We start from the raw sequence: 19132 nt of genomic DNA on the forward strand, positions 1-19132 counted from the left end.
ACAGGCTCTGATCCTATAATTCATCTGACTATGGGAGATTACTATGGGAATGGAAATAGAACGTAAATTTTTGATTAAAAAAATGCCCGGGAACCTGGAACAGTATCCGGTACGTCTTCTGGAACAGGCTTACCTTAACTTTAGTCCCACCATAAGGATACGACATGACGAAAGTAAAGAAACCGACAAATACGAACTGACATATAAAGGTATCGGGGATTTTTTCCACGAAGAATATAACCTGCCGTTGGACAAGGCCTCCTATGAAAATCTACTGAAGAAGCATGAAGGATCAGTCATAAGAAAAAAAAGGTATATGATACCGGTCGGAAAACACACTGCCGAGCTCGATATATTTGAAGGGGAGCTTTCAGGTTTCAGTCTTGTGGAAGTTGAATTCGAAACTATCGAAGAGGAAAACTCTTTTATAGCTCCGGAATGGTTCGGCCCCGACGTCACTGCCGGTGGCGAATATACAAATTCCAGGCTGGCAAGAGGCATCCTGCCTTCGCAAAAATCCTTGATATAAGCTAAAGTACGTGTTATACTCTTGACTCGGACGTGCTTACGCACGGGAGAAGTATGCGCATTTCCCCTGTGGGTTGCATATAAAATATTTAGAAACGATAAGTTTTGGAGGTACTCTTAATGAGCGTTAAAGTTGAAAATCTTGAAAACAATATGGCCAAGCTGACCGTAGAGGTAGACAATGCCGAGTTTTTAAAGGCCATTGATGTTGCATATAACAAAAACAAGGGACGTTTCAACATCCCCGGTTTCAGAAAAGGCCGTGTTCCTAAGGATATGATCGAGAAGACCTACGGACCACAGGTATTTTTCGAGGATGCACTTAACGAGATTCTTGATAAGACATATCCTGATGCCGCTAAGGAGTCAGGTCTTGAGATCGTATCAAGACCTGAAATCGGTGTTGATCAGATCGGCATGGACAAGAATCTTATCTATACAGCTACAGTAGCAGTTAAGCCTGAAGTAACTCTTGGCGAGTACAAAGGTGTAACTGTTGAGAAGGCTGATACAACCGTATCTGCTAAGGAAGTTAACGATAAGCTTAAGCAGGAGCTTGAGAAGAACGCACGTGTTATCGACGTAGAGCGTGCAATCAAGAAGGATGATATCGCAACCATCGATTTCGTTGGAACTGTTGACGGCAAGGAGTTCGAAGGCGGCAAGGGAGAGGATTATCCTCTTACAATCGGATCAGGAACATTTATTCCGGGATTTGAGGATCAGCTCATCGGACACACAGCAGGTGAGACTGTTGATGTAAATGTTACTTTCCCTGAAGAGTATGGCGCAAAGGATCTTGCAGGAAAGGCAGCCCTTTTCAAGACAACCATCAAGGCTGTTAAGGAGAAGCAGATTCCTGAGGCAGATGATGAATTTGCATCAGAGGTTTCCGAGTTCGATACTCTTGAAGAGTACAAGAAGGACCTCAAGAAGAGCCTTAAGGATTTGAAGGAAAAGTCAGCTACAACAGCTAATGAGAACAGCGTTATCGCAAAGGTTGTAGAGAATGCTTCTGTAGATATTCCTAAGGCAATGATCGATTCCCAGCTTGATAACATGGTTTATGATTACCAGATGAGACTTCAGCAGCAGGGCATCCCTATGGATCAGTACTTAAAGATCACAGGTCAGACTGTTCAGCAGCTCAGAGAGCAGATGCTTCCAAGCGCAGAAAGAAACATCAAGACATCTCTTGTTATTGAAGCAGTTATGAAGGCTGAAAACATTACTGTATCTGATGAGCGCATTGATGAAGAGTTCAAGAAGCTTGCCGAGTCATACAAGATGAAGTATGAAGATCTCATGAAGAATGTTACAGACTCCCAGAAGGAGAGCATGAGAAAGGATCTTTCATTCCAGGAGACAGTTGACTTCCTCGTTTCTGAGGCAAATCTTGTTAAGGCTGAGAAGAAGTCAAAGAAGTCTGAGAATGATGAGTCAGCAGAGTAATTAAATTAACCGGATCCGGAATTATCAGACTATCATATATTTTAAACCGGCAAAAAGGCGATGCATATTTGTCTGCATCGCCTTTTTGTTAATAATAAGGATTGTGACCAATAGTGAAGTGACACTTCATTGTTTTCGATTTTAGACAATAGTAGAATAATCTTATAATGGAGGGCAAAATATGAATTTCAGTGATATTACAACAATTCCTTATGTCATACAGTCAACCTCAAGAGGCGAACGTTCTTATGACATTTTTTCACGACTTCTTAATGAACGAATTGTTTTTTTAGGAGACGAAGTAAATCATGACACCGCATCTCTGGTAGTTGCGCAGCTTTTATTCCTTGAGTCCGAGGACCCGGACAAAGATATCAGCCTTTATATCAACAGCCCCGGTGGTGTTATAACAGACGGTATGGCTATTTATGATACCATGCAGTATATCAAGTGTGATGTTTCCACAATTTGCGTTGGTATGGCAGCTTCCATGGGAGCATTTCTCCTTGCAGGCGGAACAAAGGGAAAACGAATGATCCTTCCCAATGCTGAGGTTATGATCCATCAGCCATCCGGAGGAGCTCAGGGACAGGCCACAGAAATCCAGATTACAGCAGAATGGATACTCCGTACAAAGAAGCATATGGCTGAGATCCTGGCAGCAAACTGCGGACAACCTTTTGAAAAAGTCATGGCTGATACAGAACGAGATCACTGGATGACAGCAGAGCAGGCTCTCGAGTACGGCATCGTTGATCATATTTTCAAATCACGTGATCAGGGTCTTGCAAGCAAGAAATAATAATAACAGTATTTATACCGGTTCTCCACAAGAGAAGCCCGGGAACCGGCAGTTTTTATAATGAGGTATATATATGGCAATGAAACCCGAAGACAAGATCCGCTGTTCATTTTGCGGAAAGTCTGCCAAGCAGGTGCATAAACTTATTGCAGGTCTCAATAATACATATATCTGTGATGAGTGTGTGGATTTATGCCAGGAAATTCTGGATGAAGAAACCGGATCCGATGATTCTTCCGCAGATACATCTGACATCAGGCTTTTAAAGCCCAAGGAGATCAAGGATTTCCTGGATGAATTTGTAATAGGCCAGGATGATGCAAAAAAGGTTCTTTCCGTCGCAGTTTATAATCACTATAAGAGAATCACATCGAAGATTAAGGATATAGATGTACAAAAGTCAAATATTCTTATGATCGGACCAACCGGTACAGGAAAAACCTATCTTGCACAAACCCTTGCCAAAATCCTTGGCGTACCTTTTGCCATTGCCGATGCAACAGCATTGACAGAAGCCGGCTATGTAGGAGAGGACGTTGAGAATATTCTGCTTAAGCTCATACAGGCAGCAGACTATGATATAAAGCGTGCAGAAATAGGTATCATCTACATCGATGAGATCGATAAGATCACAAAGAAATCGGAGAATGTTTCCATTACCCGTGATGTTTCCGGTGAAGGTGTCCAGCAGGCTCTCTTGAAGATTCTTGAAGGCACTGTGGCTTCTGTACCCCCTCAGGGAGGCAGAAAGCATCCTCAGCAGGAGCTTATACAGATAGACACCACCAATATTCTTTTCATCTGCGGAGGTGCATTTGACGGTCTTGAGCATATTATTGAAAAGCGTATCGCATCAGGTTCCATAGGATTTGGTGCTGAGATAGTTGAAAAGAATAAGGAAAACTACGATGACGTTCTCAAAGAAGTTCAGCCTGAGGATCTTGTCAAGTTTGGTCTCATACCCGAGTTCATAGGAAGAGTACCTGTAGATGTCACATTACAGTCTCACGATGTCGACACCCTTAAGCAGATACTTACTACTCCTAAGAATGCTCTTATAAAGCAGTATAAGAAATTATTTGAGATCGACGGTGTTAACCTTGAGTTCACAGAAGATGCAGTATCCGCCATCGCGCAGAAAGCTGTTGCAAGAAAAACCGGTGCCAGAGGTCTGCGCTCCATCATGGAAGATATGATGACAGACATCATGTATGAGATACCTTCCGAGCCGGATATTTCAACAGTGGAGATAACTGAGGATGTTGTCACAAATAACGGTGATCCTGTAATAACTCATAAGGATGAGGAGCAGTCAAAGACATCACGTAAAGACTCTTCATTCTTCAATAAAGGTGAGAATCAGTCAGCATAACTCTGACTGTCGAACCATAAAGGAGAAATCATTGAAAATCTTATCAGTCAATCTCGATCAGGTATTAGGTGTCAAATCAGAGCTTCCCTCAACAGGGAAGCCTGAATTTGTTATGGCAGGAAGGTCAAATGTAGGAAAGTCTTCCTTCATTAATGCTTTCATCAACCGAAGAAATTACGCCAGAACAAGTTCGACCCCGGGTAAAACTCGAACCATAAACTTTTACAATATAAACGATCAATTTTACCTTGTTGACCTCCCTGGCTACGGTTATGCTGCAACAGGAGCCGTAGAGCAGGAAAAATGGGGACGTATGATAAACAAATATCTGGAGACCTCGGAAGATATCGAAGAAGTCATTCAGTTTGTAGACATTCGTCACGATCCGTCAAAACAGGACATGCAGATGTTTGACTTTGTAAAACAGTCCACAGGATTCGAACCTATTGTTATACTGACTAAAGTTGATAAAATAAAAAGATCTCAGGTCAAGAAGCAGGTTGCAGATATAAGAAAATGCCTTAATGCAACAGAAAACTGCGTCATGATCCCTTTCTCTGCTGAAACAAAACAGGGACTTCAGGAAATCTATAAAATAATCGATGACATAATCGATTCCCCGGACAAACCGGAATAACATATCAATCAGATATTTTTCAAAAATCGCTTGACAGTTATTATAAGAAATGTTAGACTTCACTAGTCTATCAAGACACAGGAAAGTAGGTATCCACCTCACCTCGGCAGTACGATACTGACCCGGGTTCATATTTGATTATTACTTCGTGTATTTTCATTATGGTGGATTTGGCTTACAATCCACCATATTTTTTTGTTTTTACAGCTTGTATCACGGAGAGGAGTTTATGGCTATTAAGAAAAACGCAGACATTGAAATCAACGAACAGATTAGAGACAAGGAAGTAAGAGTCATTGGTGCAAACGGAGACCAGTTAGGTGTCATGTCATCCAAGGAAGCTTACATGATGGCGAAAGACGCTGATCTTGATCTTATCAAGATAGCAGCCAATGCGACGCCGCCTGTTGTCAAGATTGCCGATTTCGGTAAGTATCGCTATGAGATGATGCGTAAGGAAAAAGAGGCCAAGAAAAACCAGCATGTAACCGAGATCAAAGAGATTCGTATGACACCAAACATCGATACCAACGATCTCAATACAAAGTTGTCGGCTGCCAGAAAATTCCTTGAAAAGGGCAACAAAGTCAAGGTTGCTCTCAGATTCAGAGGACGTGAGATGTCCCGTATGAATCAGTCCAAGTACATCCTCGACGAGTTTGCAGAAAAATTAAAGGATATTGCAATCCTTGATAAACCTGCAAAAATCGAAGGCAGAAATATGGCGATTGTTATAAGTCCTAAAAAGTAAATTCACAGGAGGCTAATATGGCACAGTTAAAGCTTAAGACAAAGAAAGCAGCTGCTAAGCGCTTTAAGGTTACCGGAACTGGTAAGCTCGTAAGAAACAAGGCTTATAAGAGACACATCCTTACAAAGAAGACAACTAAGCGTAAGAGAGGTCTTCGCAAGGATATCGTTGTTGATGCAACAAACGTAAAGACAATGAAGAAGATTCTTCCATATCTTTAATTTTTGTAGTCTTTAGAGGAGGAAATTAAAATGAGAATTAAGGGCGGATTAAACGCTAAGAAGAAGCATAATAGAGTACTCAAGCTTGCTAAGGGCTACAGAGGATCTCGTTCAAAGCACTATAGAGTAGCTAAGCAGAGCGTAATGAGAGCTCTCACAGAGTCATACAGAGGACGTAAGGAGAGAAAGAGACAGTTCAGACAGCTTTGGATCGCACGTATCAATGCTGCAGCAAGACTTAATGGTCTTTCATACAGCAAGTTCATGTTCGGTCTTAAGTCAGCTGGTGTTGACATGAACCGTAAGATGCTTTCAGAGGTAGCTATCGCTGATCCTGAGGGATTTGCAAAGCTTGCCGAGACAGCTAAGGCTCAGATCAACAAGTAATCTGATTACTTAAATCGATGACTATACCCGGTGTATACACACCGGGTATTTTTTTGAGAAGGTAATAAGATTCCGTACGATTATCTCTCATTTATATCTGCAGCTTTACTTTAGATCTGCATTTCACCCAGTCTTCAGCCCTTAACCCATGGCTTATTTTGGTGTTGACGGGGCAATTCTAATATGCTAATATCTAATGGTTCGCGGAGGTGGCGGAATGGCAGACGCGCACGGTTCAGGTCCGTGTGAGGTAACACTCATGAGGGTTCAAGTCCCTTTCTCCGCAGTTAGAAAAAGATGCAGGAGCTTAAAGCTCATGCATCTTTTTTGTATCTTTCTATCTTATGATATTTCCCAGAATACCGTATGAAATAATTGACATGATGACTGAAGCCATAACCACTCCGGTAAGTATTGCAGGAATAGCCTTCCTTCTCTTCATATGAAGGAGTCCGGCTACAAGTGATCCTGTCCATGCTCCGGTTCCCGGCAGCGGTATACCGACAAATAAAACCAAACCCCAAAAGTCATACTTCTCTATGGATTCGCGGTTTTTTTCAACCTTATTTCTCAACATCATTGCAATTTTTTTTGTTGGTCCAAATTTCTCAAGTGCTACAACTATCTTTTCAATAAAGAATAGCACAAACGGAATGGGCAGAAGATTACCAACTACACATATGATCAATGCTTTAATGTATGGAACATTAAGAATTGAAGCCGCCAAAAGACCCCCTCTAAGTTCCAGAACCGGCATCATAGAGATGATAAAAACTATCATTTCCTTAGATACAACTCCCTGCAGATTCTGTGTTATAGAATTAACTAAACCTTCCATATATCCTCCTGTCGAAAACATTTATTACCAAAACATCCGGGCTTTGGAATACCATTTTAAAAGCTTTCAATCATTTACAATTTCATTACACAAGTGTCATAAAGCGCCGGTTTATCTTCCTTGAATGCCCTAGTAAGATGTGCTAAACTTGTTTGATAAGCTATTATTATATGCCATGTTTTTAGACACTTTGCAAATTTTAATCTAAACCCATATACGTGTCAAGAACAGCATGATCATACAACTGTAAGCTGAAATCAATCTTAAAACAGAAAGATGCATATATGATTAATTACGAAGATGAAATACAGCGTTTCAAGCCGAGCCTTGATGTGGATCAGATAGAAGACGCCATTGTAAAAATTGACCTCACTGATATGAATGACATAATGACCAGGCTGATTGAGGATGCAATCAAAATAAAGAAGGATTCAGAGAAATGAAATATGATTTAACCCTGGAACGCATCTCCAACTGCTACTATAACCTCGCACTGGAGCGTGCAAAATTGCGTGATCTTAGCGGGGCCGCCGAATTACTAAAGAAATCTCTTCAATTTGACAAATATCAGAAGGATGCCAGAAATCTTTTGGGGCTTATTTTTTTTGAATGCGGTGAAACAGCAGATGCCCTTGTTCAATGGATCATCAGCATGAACCTTCTTCCCGAAAACAACAGAGCAGATTACTACCTTGGAGAGATTCAGCGTAAGCCTGCCATTGTTCGTATTTGTTCAGATAATGTTAAACGTTACAACCAGGCTTTATCCTATGCCCAGAATAACAATGAAGATTTAGCCATAATGCAGCTTAACCAGGTCATCCAGGATAGCCCAAACTATATAAAAGCCCACATTCTTCTGGCTCTTCTTTATATGAAACGTGAAGACTGGGTCAAAGCCGGCAGAAGCTTATATAAAGTTTTAAAGATTGACCGGAATAATCCAAAAGCACTTGTTCTTATGGATGAGGTAAAACAAAAAACCGGGCGAAAAGAAGTCGAACAAAGCAGACTTAAGAATGCTTTTTCCCATCGTAAAATGACAGACGATGACGTTCTTATACCTCAGGAGGTAAAGCAAATATCTCCATGGATGGTCATTGTAAACATACTTGTAGGTTTAGTACTGGCTTTATTAGCCTTCAACTTACTTGTGCTGCCCGCTAAGGAAAAAGCTATTAACTCAAGCAACAACCAGGAGCTTATTTCCTATACCGAAAAACTGGACAGTGCAAACAGAGAGTACAGTGATCTGAAAAATCAGTATGATTCTCTTCAGAAACAGTACGAAGCAGCGGCTCTGCAGGTAGAACAGTTTCAAAATGCCAACGAGTCTTTCATGGGACAGTACCAGGCCCTTAACCAGATTACTGTGGCTTACGATAAAGGAGATTCTGTCCTGGCTGCACAGCTGTTCACAGGTCTTGATGCAGATCAGATAGTTGATGAGAATCTTGCTGCTCAGTATCAGGACATCAAACACATCATGGAAAGCTCAGTATACCAGGAGCTTGCCGAAAAGGCCACAAATGAGTGGAACGCAGGTTCGCAGGATACTGCTGCCGAACTATACATGCTTAGTGTGACCATCCGTGAAGAGCCGGAAAATCTCTTCCTGCTTGCAAGATTATATCAGTCCATGGGACGCACTGAGGAAGCCAATGCATTATTCGATAAAATAGTCGGTAGTTATCCGGATTCACCATATGCCGAACGATCAAGAGCAGTACGCGGCTACTAATATTGAGGATAAATCAAATGCTGAATGTTGAAAAGATCCGCCTTATGGTTCAGTTATCCATATACGAAAAAAAAGAGGGTAAAGGGATCATAGAGACAAGTAAATATTTTAAAGGTGATTATATTTCACGCGGGATTCTTACTGCATCCATCTATTACACATTTTGTTTTATCGTTATAAGTATCATAATCGCCGTAGTGAATATAGAGGAAGTGTTGCTGCATCTTAACATTTCCTTTATCATAGCTTCACTTCAATCGATTCTGTATGTTTACCTTGCCGGCATGGTGATCATCATCCTTGGAGCTTATATACGATGTTCCATAAACTATGATAATGCTCATCGCAAAAGTCTTTTCTATACAGCTAAACTTGACAAGCTGCTCCGTATGCAGGAAAACGAATTTGATTACATAGATGTAACGAAAGACGAAGCCGAATATTATAAGGAAACCGGCGGCAGTATACGAGTATACGATGACATTTCCAATACCTGGGAGTCGATACATCCACGATTTCGTACTTACGTAAAAGACGGTGGAGAGCTTTCTGATCCCGAGGGAGGCTGGCTTGATGATCCTATTGCTAATCCCGCAAAGGAACACACACCTTATAGCAAGAAGGGTGAGTCCCAAAGCGGATGGCTTGATGAAGATATGGATGACGATAGGATAGATGTACTAAACATTCGAAAAAGAGATAAATGAAAGGCTTTAGATACAAATGATAAGAGTGAGAGAGTCTTTACAAAAATTTTATACAGAAAATGATTTTTGGATCTTACCTGTGATCAAGGCTGTTACTGCCTTTCTTTGCTTTTTCACAGTGAACAGCAATATAGGCTACAGCGACATGCTTTCAAATCCGCTTATTTGTATCGCAGCTTCTATTCTCTGTTCGTTTTTACCATGGACTTGTATTCCTGTCTTTTTCGGTATGCTGATCCTTGGTAATGCTTACGCAGGATCTCTGGAAATATTTCTGGTTGCAGGCATAGTCTTACTGTTGGCTGCCCTTATTCAATCAACTTTCAGAGCCGGTAATGCCATCCTTATAGCCCTTGTTCCGCTATTTTTTTACATTCATATCCCATATGTAATTCCGATAATTGCAGGATTGTCATTAGGTCTTATGTCAACCGTGCCTGTATCCATCGGAGTTATGTTATACTATTTAATAGAATATATTTCTGTTAATTCATCACTATCAAAAGCTGCCATAGGCAGTGACATAACCGCTATGGCAACGGCATATGCCGGATTATTCGGCAATCTGTTTAAAGATAAAGAGATCATCATCACTATGGCTGCTTTTGCATTTTGCATTGTAATAGTGTTTATCATAAGTCAAATATCTTTCGAGTCCAATTGGATAGTTGCCGTCATCGCCGGAGTCATATCAATCATCATAGTTTCTGTATGCGGTTATATGCATTTTGAACTGGAATTTTCATTTTTGGGAATTTTGCCGGGACTTTTTATTTCCTGCCTGATTTCTCTATTATACGTTTTTGCATTTCATGCAGTTGATTATCAGCGAACAGAACGTCTTCGCTTTGAAGATGACGATTATATTTACTATGTAAAAGCAATCCCTAAATTAAAATCATTAGATGAGGATGAGAATTGATGCCAGATATTTTTCCAAAACTGAGAAGCTGGTTTAGCCTGCTTCCGCCATTTTATCTGCCTAATATCGTTGAGATCGTGATCCTGGCCGTCATAGTCTATGAATTTTTGCTTTGGATCAAGAATACCCGTGCCTTTGCACTGTTAAAAGGACTCGCTGTCATCGGTGCCTTCATCGTTATAGCGTGGGCGATGCAGCTTTCGACAATAATGTGGTTGATTGAAAGGATCTCCACTGTATTTATCATCGCCGCTGTTGTAATTTTTCAACCCGAGCTCAGAAAAGCCCTTGAACAGCTGGGAACCCGCAACTTTTTCACAAGCTTATTCCCCGGAAGTAACATTGAAGATTCCGGCATAAATACAATAAACGAAATCATTGTTGCAACTTTTGAAATGGCAAAGAAGAAAACCGGTGCACTTATTGTTATACAGCAAAAGCAACCACTGAATGAAATAGCCGCCACCGGAATACGCATCAACGGTCTCGTTACGGCTGCACTGCTTATCAATATTTTCGAGAAGAACACGCCGCTTCACGATGGTGCTGTAGTTGTTGTGGGAGACAGGGTAATATCCGCGACCTGTTACCTGCCATTATCTGAAACAGAAATTTCAAAGGATTATGGCACCAGACACAGGGCAGCCCTCGGCATTTCCGAATCTTCAGATGCCATAACTGTTGTGGTTTCAGAAGAAACCGGTCGTGTTTCGGTAGCCGTTAACGGTGTTTTAAAGCGTGCAAATGATGCAGAGGCATTAAGAGCAATGCTGCCTGTACAAAAAGACGAATCCGATAACGATACGGCTTCAAATCGTTTTCCTTTCTTCCGCAATACAAGAAAGGAGCACAAAGTATGATCAAACGTTTTTTCACCGAAAACTTTTCTCTTAAAGCATTAAGTCTCTTTCTTGCATTTGTTATATGGGTGTTGGTTGTAAATGTTTCAAAGCCGGAAATCAACGACTCCAGAACCGTTACTTTAGAAGTATTAAACCAGGATGCCTTTGATTCTGATTTCAAAACCTGGGTTGCTGACAGGACAAGTGTAACCGTTTCTTATAATGTAAGAACAGATATGAGATCATCCATCTCGAGCTCCGATTTCCGCGCCTATATAAGCCTGTCGGATTACAGCATCACCGGTTCTGTACCCGTTTACTACGAAGTACTTAATGGTAAAGAATCAATAATAGACAACGTTCAGATACGTCCTTCTGTTGTTAAGATAACTCTGGAAAACATACAGAAAAAGAAATTCGATATCAAATACACCACTACCGGTGATCCAAAATCCGGATATCGTGTAGTTAATATCGCTTCCAGTCCGGAGTCCGTATATATAACCGGCAAAGAATCAGAGATAGGACGTATATCTGCAGTCGGCATAGAACTGGATGTGACGGGCATATCCGCAAACCAGGACGGTATAGCCCAGCTTGTATACTATGATGCCAATGGAAACAAACTGACCAATCTTCAGGGTGTGACCAGCAACGAAGAGAATATCGATTACTCCGTCACAGTACATAAAGAAAAAAATATAAACCTTCTTTCATCTGTTACAGGAACTCCTGCCGCAGGATATCAGTATGAATCAACAACCGTATCTCCCGATAGTGTGGCTCTGTCTTCATTACCCGGAGTGATAGACTCCATGACTGTTTTCCAACTGCCGGAGATAGACATTAACGAAGCACGGGATAGTGTGTCCGTATCCTTTGACCTGTCACAGATCCTTCCTGCAGGTGTTGAGTTGGCGAAAGATCAGGATCCTCAGATCAATGTTCTTGTACGTATAGAGAAACTTCCTGATGTTAATGATAATCACGGAAATCCTGCGCCTGCGCCTTCTCCGAACCCGTCAAACCCGGATAATCCGGCACCTCCGGTACCCGAATCCGAAGAACCGACACACCAGACAGAGGAATCTTCCGAGCATAACGAATCCGAATCAGTTGACGCGCCTGAGTCGTCTTCCGGAATTGAAGAAAGCCATAGCGAAAACGAAAGAGTGGTTCATAACGGGGAAACAAAGCCGGAAGAGAGCAGTCCATCCGACGAAACAGAACTATCTCCTGAAGAGACCGCAAGAGAAGGTTCTCATAATTAATTATGGATGAAATTAAAGTACTTATCATTTATACAGCAGCCTATATACTGAGCTTCATTACAGGTAGAGCGGGTTTATCCGCTCTATCTGCAGCTTTTCTTATAGGTATTGCTGTATTTATTTATCTAAGGGAAAAGCTTTTCTCAAATGAACTTCTAAACCTCAGAGGTCTTATGGCTCTGGGACTTTTGGGAGGCGAGGGTATTGCCCGTCTGCAATTAAGTAATCTGTCTACAGACTGGACGCTTTCTACCTGGGGATCCTTTTTTATTTTTTATCCAATTTTTTATTTCATATCAAAATATACGGAGCATTTGCTTTATCAAAAGCATTTTTTCAAAACAGGATCCTCAATCGAATTAAGGGTAAGCAAACTCTTCATATTTAAAACTATAATTCTGTCTGTAACACTTTTATCCTGGGCTTGCTTCTTTTTCGAAGCATGGAAACTGCAGTTTATTCCTCTGTTCACAGTAGACACTCCCCATGCCTACAGTTATTTCCATCTTAAAGGGATTCATTATTTCACAACCCTGGCTATTTTGATTCCGGGTGTAACGATGCTTTACATTGACCAAAGACACAAGCTGTCATTACTTCCGGATATCACCTCCGTAATAGGTCTTTTGGCACCATTGATCCTTTGTATTCTTCTGGTCTCAAGATTCCAGTTTATGTTTGCAGCGATCCTTGCCATTTTTGTCACAACGGTTTCCGGAAAGAAATACAAGCTTTGGCAAATTCTTATACTTGGCATATTACTTATACTCGTATATGTGATCATCACCATAGAAAGGGCACATTCCGTGGAGTATCTTAACGGGATATTCGAAATGAAGGATCCCCACACTCCGATATTTATAACCCAGCCCTACATGTATATAGCCAATAACTATGACAATTTTAATGTAATGACTCAGGAGCTTACCGTTCATTCAAGGGGTATTAAAATGCTGTACCCGGTGATCACCCTGACCGGACTGAAATTTCTTTTTCCGTCACTGGACATGGCATTTCCTTTATTCACCAATAAGGAAGAACTCACAACCGTAACTCTGCTTTATGACGCCTGGTACGATTTCGGAATCATAGGCATTATTATTTTTGCAATCATCATAGGTCTCATCACCGGATTTATCCTTTATGCGCATGCCAAAGATGATAATCCGTTTTCAAGACTTATATATGCTGAGCTTGCTTTTTATTTCTCTTTCTCTTTCTTTACAACCTGGTTTTCAAATCCGGCCACCTGGTTTTACCTAGGGTTCAGTGTTTTGTTTTATTTGGCTTACCACATTTCAGACCGCTTTTGTTGACAAAGCGAAATCACAGAAATATAATGCTAAGGAAACACGGAATTATACGATTTTTTCTAAGAATATTGTATTATTCGAATTTTTAAAAACGGGGAGATAAAGGTATGGAGAAGAATTCAAAGACGACAGCCGCAAAGGATGAAGCACTCAAGGAATCCTTCGCTGAAATCAAAAAGGCTGCTGCAACAGTAAAGGAAACATCAAAAAAACCTGCAGCAAAAACCGAAACTGCTAAAACTACAGAAAAGAAAGAAGCTGCAAAGAAGCCTGAAGCTAAAAAAGCAGAACCAAAGGCTGAGACAAAGGCTCCTGCAAAGACAGCTGCAAAGAAGCCTGTCGAAAAGAAGCCTGCTGCAGCAAATGCTGAGGTCTCAACATATATTACATTACAGATCAATGACAGAGATTATGAGCCTTCCAAGCTCCAGGCTGATGCCATTGCCGCTGCAAAGGCCATCAAGGCTGACGTACAGTCTGTAGATGTGTATGTTAATGTTGCAGAATCTGCTGCATACTACACAATTGACGGTGTTGGAAGTTCTGATTACAGAATCGATCTTTAATCATTTTTTATTTAGTCAGCAGGAAACGGTGCACTGAGGGTGTACCGTTTTTTCTATATTTCACGGGGTGCCTATGATAACATTGCCACAGGAATTTTTAAACAGAATGAAGCAGCTGCTTCAGGAGACTGACCAGTATGAGGCTTTCATCCAAAGCTACGATGCTCCTCCGATACGGGGACTGCGTCTAAACCTTAAAAAACTCATAGCCAATGAGAGCTCCTGTTCACCCACCAGGATCACTTATGATCGTCTTGTGGAAGAATGGAACCTGGAACCCCTGAAAGACGCCAGTTACATCATCCACAAAGAGAAAAAATATTACCGCGAATTCTATATGGACGAGGAATACCTTCTTAAAAAAGGTATCCGTCCCGGAAAGCATCCTTATCATGAAGCCGGTTTATATTACATTCAGGGTACAGAAGCCATGCAGGCGGTTGCACATCTCGATATCCGCCCCTTCGACAGAGTCGCCGATCTTTGCGCAAGTCCCGGTGGAAAATCAACTCAGGCAGCTGATATGCTTTCACCGGAGCTCGGAGGATTTCTTTTATCAAACGAATATGTGGCATTAAGGGCAAAGACTCTGAGTTCAAATATTGAACGAATGGGCATAACAAATGCAGCTGTTACAAATGAGGATACAGGAAGACTGGCCGATCATTTTCCGGAATATTTTACGAGAATCATTGTTGATGCACCTTGTTCCGGCGAGGGCATGTTCAGAAAAGATGAAACCGCGATAAAAGAATGGTCTCCGGAAAATGTCAGGCTTTGCGCCGAGCGCCAGAAGGAGATTGTTTCCAATGCTTACAGGATGCTCTCTGCCGGAGGGAAGCTATGTTATTCAACCTGTACCTTTGAAAAAGAAGAGGATGAGGATATCAGAAATTTCATCCTTAAAGAGCATGAAGATATGGAGCTTGTTTTTGAAAAACGCGTATGGCCCCACCTTGAAAAAGGAGAAGGGCACTACATTGCCGTTTTCAGAAAAGCCGGAAAAGATCCTTTTGAAAACGATGCTTCATCGAATGATGCATCAGCACATATTCCGGGAAACAGCATTTCTGCTATGAATTATAAGGAAGTAAAGCAAAAGGACCAGATCTATCTGATTCCATCCTTTATGCCTGACCTGAAAGGACTTCGAACCTTCAGATCAGGAATTCTCAAAGCCTCAGACCTCGGGAAACGCATTGAGCCAGAACATGCCCTGACTCACGCCATAAACATTTACGATCCCGAAGAATTGAATAATTATGAATTATCTGTCTGCAACTATAGTTCAGATGCATCCGAAACAGAACAGTATCTGAAAGGTCTTCAGATTCCGGCACCGGAGGGAATATCAGGAAAAGGATGGGTCATTGTGGCTTGTGACGGAATAGCTCTCGGCCTCGGGAAGCTCGTCAACAGTCAAATAAAAAATCACTATCCTAAAGGACTCAGATTTACTTAAACGGACCGGTCAAGGTCCGTTTTTTATTCCTTACAGGGTGATCCGTTATGCCGGGAGATGTGTTTTTACAAACTCACAGTTGATGCCTCAGACACCAATATCAAAAAAACCATCTTTATGCATGATTGGAAATCAGAATAGTGTATATAGCTCTTTCCTATGCATTTCAAAAACCCCAGTAATTTCAACAAAAATCGGCTGTCCTTATTTTGAGGTTACGTATAATATAACTTAAAATCATGTTGAATATTGCATATCTATAGATTACAATATATGAGACATAAACCGGGGTGTACTATGCCCTTTGTTTATATATGAAATGGAGGATAAAACATGGATAATCAGTCAACATCATCAGCTCTGACAAGAATTCAGTCACTGCTCGATGAGTTCAGCTTCGTTGAAGTCGGCCGTCTTGTTGAGGCAAGATCAACAGATTTCAACCTTGCTGAAAAGAAAGCACCTTCCGATGGTGTTGTAACCGGCTACGGAACAATTGACGGTAACCTTGTGTATGTTTATGCACAGGACTCCGCAGTTCTCGGCGGTTCAATCGGAGAGATGCATGCCAGAAAGATCGCCAACATTTACTCAATGGCGATGAAAAATCAGGCTCCTGTAATCGCTCTTGTAGATTGCTCAGGTGTCAGACTTGAGGAGGCTAACGACTCTTTGTTTGGTCTCGGACGCATCTATAAGAAGCAGACACTCGCAAGTGGTCAGATTCCTCAGATCACAGCTATTTTCGGAAACTGCGGCGGCGGACTTACAGTTCTCGCAGGACTTTCCGATTATGTTCTTATGGAGAACACAAAGGCAAAGGCATATGTCAATGCACCTGACGCCGTTATCGGAAACAAGGATGACGAGATCGCAAAGGCTGCAAAGCGCGAGGAATTCGGACTTGTTGATTTCGACGGCACAGAAGATGAGGTATTCGCTCAGATTCGTAAGTTAGTGGCTGTATTACCAGGTAATAATACAGATGGCGGAGTTCTTGATGAGAGCACAGACGATCTTAACCGTGCTGTTCTTTCATTTGACACACTTGACGCTGATGAAGCTGTTAAGCAGCTTGCAGATAACGGTATCTTCCTTGAGACAAAGAAGGGATACTCAAAGGATGTTGTAACAGGTTTCGCTCAGATCGGCGGGGAGACTGTTGCAATCGTTGCAAACAAGAGCCAGAAGCTTACCTGGAAGGGTGCAGATAAGGCAGCAAGACTTGTATCTTTTGCCAATGCCTTCGACCTTCCTGTAATTTCAGTAGTTGATGTAACAGGCTACTGCAACTGTGAATGCACAGAGAAGCATATGCCTACAGCAGCTGCAAAGCTTGCTTATGCTTACAGCAATGCTGATGTTCCTGTTATCACAGTTGTTAAGAATGCTCTTGGCACAGCAGGTCTTACATTCGGTGCCAAGGCTCTCGGTGCAGATATTGTATATGCATTCAATAACTCAAAGATTGGTGTCATGGATGCAGATCAGGCTGCAAAGGTTGTAGCTGACGGTGATGCAGAACTTGCAAAGAAGTTTGCAGAAGAGAACACCGCACTTGCCGCAGCCAAGAGAGGATATGTAGACGAGATCATCGATCCCCAGGAGACAAGACAGAGAATCGCAGCTTCTCTTCAGATGCTCGGATGGAAGAGCGTTTACAGACCAAACAAGAAAAACGGAACAGTTTGATGAGAGGAGACAGAATGAAACAGTGGTTTAGAAAAGCTGCTCTCTGTTTAGCTCTTGTACTTTCCGTTATCACACTTGCCGCTTGCGGAAGTTCAGACAACAAGACAGTTGAGTCCATTGACCCGACTATCAAGTCAGCACTTGAGCAGCAGGCAATGCAGTATGCAGAACAGAGTATCTATAAGCTTCCCGCGGAAGATATTCAGAGACAGATCGATACTGCATTTAAGACAAAGGACTCCATTAAATACAACGGTCTTACAAACTATATAAACAGCATGGATCGTCTTGGTTCCTTTGTAAGTGTGGACAGTGCCGAAGCTTCAAAAACAGAAGATGGCTACCGAATCGAAATAGATTCAACATTTGAAAAGAGACCCCTTAAGCTCACCCTTGGTATCAACGAGATGACAGGTGCAATATCAGAGATGACCTTTGAGCCGCACTATGAAATGCCTGAACTCATGGCTGATGCCGCAGGCAACCTCATTGTTGGTATGGGAACCGTATTTGCAGTTCTCATTTTCATTGCATGGATCATCTCACTTTTCAAGTACATCGGTGTATTTGAGAAGAAGATGAAGGAGAGCAAAGAGGCAAAGAATAAAGCAGCAGCTCCTGCAGCTCAGGAAGCCCCTGCAGTAAAGGCAGCTCCGGCTCCTCAGGCAGCTCCGGCGGCCGCAGCCAGTGATGATACAATTCAGGCAGTTATTGCAGCAGCAATCGCAGCATATGAGGCTGACACAGAGGGCTCAGTTTCAGACAATAACGGTTTCGTACCCGGTCCTGCACTTAATAACAATTTACGTGTACGTCCATTAAGAAACCGCTGCATGGTTTCAGCTTCAACAGAAGCAGCTCCTGCAGCTTCACCGGTGGTAACATCAATTGCTCCTGCAGCTCCTGTTGCAGCTCCCGCACCTAAGGCTGCTCCTGCTGCATCAGGCGCTCAGGGTTCGATAAAGGTTGAAGCTCCTATGCCAGGCAAGATTCTTGCTGTTAAGAAGAATGCCGGCGAGGCTGTCAAGTCCGGTGAGGCTATCCTTATTCTCGAGGCCATGAAGATGGAAAACGAAATCGTTGCTCCTCAGGATGGTACAATTGCTTCCATCAATGTTTCTGTTGGTGATGCAGTGGAATCCGGTGCAACTCTTGCAACTTTAGATTAACACGGGCGATTGCCCTTATTTATTGAGAGGTATTTAAAATGAAGAAATATACTATTACAGTAAACGGCGTCGCTTATGACGTAACAGTAGAAGAGGGCGGCAACGGTGCTGCTGCTCCTGTAGCTGCCGCTGCTCCCGCTCCCGCAGCAGCTCCCGCACCTGCAGCTGCTCCTGCAGCATCAGGCGCTCAGGGTTCAGTAAAGGTTGAGGCTCCTATGCCCGGAAAGATCCTTGCTGTTAAGAAGAATGCCGGCGAGGCTGTTAAGTCCGGTGAGGCTATCCTTGTTCTCGAGGCTATGAAGATGGAGAACGAGATCGTTGCTCCTCAGGACGGTACAATTGCTTCCATCAACGTTTCTGTTGGTGATGCAGTAGAGTCAGGTGCAACTCTTGCAACTCTTAACTAATTAACGGTTGATTTGCTTTTGTTGATTTGATTCGCTGTACTGGAGGATAAAT

General features: G+C 42.1%; 21 protein-coding genes, 1 tRNA gene and 1 pseudogene. 22 read left to right on the top strand and 1 reads right to left on the bottom strand.

What is annotated here, in order from left to right; all coding sequences use genetic code 11:
- Positions 1-49 precede the first annotated feature (49 nt).
- The 9 genes from BLV86_RS01785 to BLV86_RS01825 all read left to right on the top strand — a co-directional run bounded on the left by BLV86_RS01785 (position 50) and on the right by BLV86_RS01825 (position 6436).
- Positions 50-529 (top strand): CYTH domain-containing protein, encoded by a 480-nt coding sequence (locus BLV86_RS01785; protein ID WP_031548498.1) that lies wholly within the window; start codon positions 50-52, stop codon positions 527-529.
- 119 nt (positions 530-648) lie between these two features.
- On the top strand, positions 649-1980 hold the full coding sequence (gene tig / locus BLV86_RS01790) for a trigger factor (protein WP_090814927.1): 1332 nt from the start codon (positions 649-651) through the stop codon (positions 1978-1980).
- A 181-nt stretch (positions 1981-2161) separates the two neighbouring features.
- Positions 2162-2782 carry an ATP-dependent Clp endopeptidase proteolytic subunit ClpP gene (gene clpP / locus BLV86_RS01795; protein ID WP_078037969.1) on the top strand — a complete coding sequence of 207 codons (621 nt, stop codon included), beginning with the start codon at positions 2162-2164 and terminating at the stop codon, positions 2780-2782.
- A 73-nt stretch (positions 2783-2855) separates the two neighbouring features.
- On the top strand, positions 2856-4154 hold the full coding sequence (clpX, locus tag BLV86_RS01800) for an ATP-dependent Clp protease ATP-binding subunit ClpX (protein WP_031548492.1): 1299 nt from the start codon (positions 2856-2858) through the stop codon (positions 4152-4154).
- A 31-nt stretch (positions 4155-4185) separates the two neighbouring features.
- The gene (gene yihA, locus BLV86_RS01805) at positions 4186-4791 is read left to right on the top strand and encodes a ribosome biogenesis GTP-binding protein YihA/YsxC (RefSeq protein WP_090814928.1); all 606 of its coding nucleotides are present in this window, start codon (positions 4186-4188) and stop codon (positions 4789-4791) included.
- Positions 4792-5020: 229 nt separating this feature from the next.
- Positions 5021-5542: a translation initiation factor IF-3 gene (gene infC / locus BLV86_RS01810; RefSeq protein ID WP_029200496.1), complete on the top strand. Its 522-nt coding sequence runs from the start codon at positions 5021-5023 to the stop codon at positions 5540-5542.
- A gap of 17 nt (positions 5543-5559) precedes the next feature.
- Positions 5560-5763 (top strand): 50S ribosomal protein L35, encoded by a 204-nt coding sequence (gene rpmI / locus BLV86_RS01815; protein ID WP_029200495.1) that lies wholly within the window; start codon positions 5560-5562, stop codon positions 5761-5763.
- Positions 5764-5793: 30 nt separating this feature from the next.
- The gene (gene rplT, locus BLV86_RS01820) at positions 5794-6150 is read left to right on the top strand and encodes a 50S ribosomal protein L20 (protein ID WP_029200494.1); all 357 of its coding nucleotides are present in this window, start codon (positions 5794-5796) and stop codon (positions 6148-6150) included.
- Between the two features lie 203 nt (positions 6151-6353).
- Positions 6354-6436, top strand: a tRNA-Leu gene (locus tag BLV86_RS01825).
- 51 nt (positions 6437-6487) lie between these two features.
- Here BLV86_RS01825 and BLV86_RS01830 read toward each other — a convergent pair.
- Positions 6488-6988, bottom strand: coding sequence for a COG2426 family protein (locus BLV86_RS01830; RefSeq protein ID WP_031548485.1), 501 nt, complete (start codon positions 6986-6988; stop codon positions 6488-6490).
- Between the two features lie 284 nt (positions 6989-7272).
- On the opposite strand from BLV86_RS01830, the gene BLV86_RS17710 reads away from it, so the two are divergent.
- From BLV86_RS17710 to BLV86_RS01885, 13 genes and pseudogenes are all read left to right on the top strand, one after another.
- Positions 7273-7431, top strand: a complete 159-nt coding sequence (locus BLV86_RS17710; RefSeq protein WP_175456412.1) for a hypothetical protein — start codon at positions 7273-7275, stop codon at positions 7429-7431.
- Complete coding sequence (locus BLV86_RS01835) at positions 7428-8729, top strand: tetratricopeptide repeat protein (protein ID WP_031548483.1); 1302 nt, start codon at positions 7428-7430, stop codon at positions 8727-8729. The genes BLV86_RS17710 and BLV86_RS01835 overlap by 4 nt, the downstream gene beginning before the upstream one ends.
- A 17-nt stretch (positions 8730-8746) precedes the next feature.
- Positions 8747-9436, top strand: a complete 690-nt coding sequence (locus BLV86_RS01840) for a hypothetical protein (RefSeq protein WP_090814929.1) — start codon at positions 8747-8749, stop codon at positions 9434-9436.
- Positions 9437-9515: 79 nt separating this feature from the next.
- Complete coding sequence (locus BLV86_RS01845; RefSeq protein WP_139297867.1) at positions 9516-10358, top strand: hypothetical protein; 843 nt, start codon at positions 9516-9518, stop codon at positions 10356-10358.
- Entirely contained in the window at positions 10358-11218 is an 861-nt protein-coding gene (gene cdaA / locus BLV86_RS01850) for a diadenylate cyclase CdaA (protein WP_031548478.1), read from the top strand. Before BLV86_RS01845 ends, cdaA begins: the two co-directional genes overlap by 1 nt.
- Positions 11215-12471, top strand: coding sequence for a CdaR family protein (locus tag BLV86_RS01855; RefSeq protein WP_090814931.1), 1257 nt, complete (start codon positions 11215-11217; stop codon positions 12469-12471). Before cdaA ends, BLV86_RS01855 begins: the two co-directional genes overlap by 4 nt.
- 2 nt (positions 12472-12473) lie before the next feature.
- Positions 12474-13787: an O-antigen polymerase gene (locus BLV86_RS01860; RefSeq protein WP_031548474.1), complete on the top strand. Its 1314-nt coding sequence runs from the start codon at positions 12474-12476 to the stop codon at positions 13785-13787.
- Positions 13788-13891: 104 nt separating this feature from the next.
- The gene (locus tag BLV86_RS01865) at positions 13892-14350 is read left to right on the top strand and encodes a DUF6465 family protein (RefSeq protein WP_049962234.1); all 459 of its coding nucleotides are present in this window, start codon (positions 13892-13894) and stop codon (positions 14348-14350) included.
- 73 nt (positions 14351-14423) lie between these two features.
- A complete protein-coding gene (locus BLV86_RS01870) occupies positions 14424-15812 on the top strand; it encodes an RsmF rRNA methyltransferase first C-terminal domain-containing protein (protein WP_090814932.1) in 1389 nt (462 codons plus the stop codon).
- A 333-nt stretch (positions 15813-16145) separates the two neighbouring features.
- Positions 16146-17504: a carboxyl transferase domain-containing protein gene (locus BLV86_RS01875; protein ID WP_090814933.1), complete on the top strand. Its 1359-nt coding sequence runs from the start codon at positions 16146-16148 to the stop codon at positions 17502-17504.
- A gap of 464 nt (positions 17505-17968) precedes the next feature.
- Positions 17969-18229 (top strand): annotated as a pseudogene (locus BLV86_RS18580) (OadG family protein); the annotation flags it as partial.
- 108 nt (positions 18230-18337) lie between these two features.
- The gene (locus BLV86_RS18585) at positions 18338-18673 is read left to right on the top strand and encodes an acyl-CoA carboxylase biotin carboxyl carrier protein subunit (protein WP_242873215.1); all 336 of its coding nucleotides are present in this window, start codon (positions 18338-18340) and stop codon (positions 18671-18673) included.
- Positions 18674-18711: 38 nt separating this feature from the next.
- Positions 18712-19080 carry a biotin/lipoyl-containing protein gene (locus BLV86_RS01885; RefSeq protein ID WP_090814935.1) on the top strand — a complete coding sequence of 123 codons (369 nt, stop codon included), beginning with the start codon at positions 18712-18714 and terminating at the stop codon, positions 19078-19080.
- Positions 19081-19132 lie beyond the last annotated feature (52 nt).

Origin of the sequence: Oribacterium sp. KHPX15 (assembly GCF_900107835.1) — a bacterium.
GTDB lineage: Bacteria > Bacillota > Clostridia > Lachnospirales > Lachnospiraceae > Oribacterium.

Bases quoted from the DNA above. Each gene is read 5' to 3' on its own strand.
- BLV86_RS01785 (WP_031548498.1), top strand. From the start codon at position 50: ATGGAAATAGAACGTAAATTTTTGATTAAAAAAATGCCCGGGAACCTG.
- tig (WP_090814927.1), top strand. From the start codon at position 649: ATGAGCGTTAAAGTTGAAAATCTTGAAAACAATATGGCCAAGCTGACC.
- clpP (WP_078037969.1), top strand. From the start codon at position 2,162: ATGAATTTCAGTGATATTACAACAATTCCTTATGTCATACAGTCAACC.
- clpX (WP_031548492.1), top strand. From the start codon at position 2,856: ATGGCAATGAAACCCGAAGACAAGATCCGCTGTTCATTTTGCGGAAAG.
- infC (WP_029200496.1), top strand. From the start codon at position 5,021: ATGGCTATTAAGAAAAACGCAGACATTGAAATCAACGAACAGATTAGA.
- rpmI (WP_029200495.1), top strand. From the start codon at position 5,560: ATGGCACAGTTAAAGCTTAAGACAAAGAAAGCAGCTGCTAAGCGCTTT.
- rplT (WP_029200494.1), top strand. From the start codon at position 5,794: ATGAGAATTAAGGGCGGATTAAACGCTAAGAAGAAGCATAATAGAGTA.
- BLV86_RS01830 (WP_031548485.1), bottom strand. From the start codon at position 6,988: ATGGAAGGTTTAGTTAATTCTATAACACAGAATCTGCAGGGAGTTGTA.
- BLV86_RS17710 (WP_175456412.1), top strand. From the start codon at position 7,273: ATGATTAATTACGAAGATGAAATACAGCGTTTCAAGCCGAGCCTTGAT.
- BLV86_RS01835 (WP_031548483.1), top strand. From the start codon at position 7,428: ATGAAATATGATTTAACCCTGGAACGCATCTCCAACTGCTACTATAAC.
- BLV86_RS01840 (WP_090814929.1), top strand. From the start codon at position 8,747: ATGCTGAATGTTGAAAAGATCCGCCTTATGGTTCAGTTATCCATATAC.
- cdaA (WP_031548478.1), top strand. From the start codon at position 10,358: ATGCCAGATATTTTTCCAAAACTGAGAAGCTGGTTTAGCCTGCTTCCG.
- BLV86_RS01855 (WP_090814931.1), top strand. From the start codon at position 11,215: ATGATCAAACGTTTTTTCACCGAAAACTTTTCTCTTAAAGCATTAAGT.
- BLV86_RS01860 (WP_031548474.1), top strand. From the start codon at position 12,474: ATGGATGAAATTAAAGTACTTATCATTTATACAGCAGCCTATATACTG.
- BLV86_RS01865 (WP_049962234.1), top strand. From the start codon at position 13,892: ATGGAGAAGAATTCAAAGACGACAGCCGCAAAGGATGAAGCACTCAAG.
- BLV86_RS01870 (WP_090814932.1), top strand. From the start codon at position 14,424: ATGATAACATTGCCACAGGAATTTTTAAACAGAATGAAGCAGCTGCTT.
- BLV86_RS01875 (WP_090814933.1), top strand. From the start codon at position 16,146: ATGGATAATCAGTCAACATCATCAGCTCTGACAAGAATTCAGTCACTG.
- BLV86_RS18585 (WP_242873215.1), top strand. From the start codon at position 18,338: ATGGTTTCAGCTTCAACAGAAGCAGCTCCTGCAGCTTCACCGGTGGTA.
- BLV86_RS01885 (WP_090814935.1), top strand. From the start codon at position 18,712: ATGAAGAAATATACTATTACAGTAAACGGCGTCGCTTATGACGTAACA.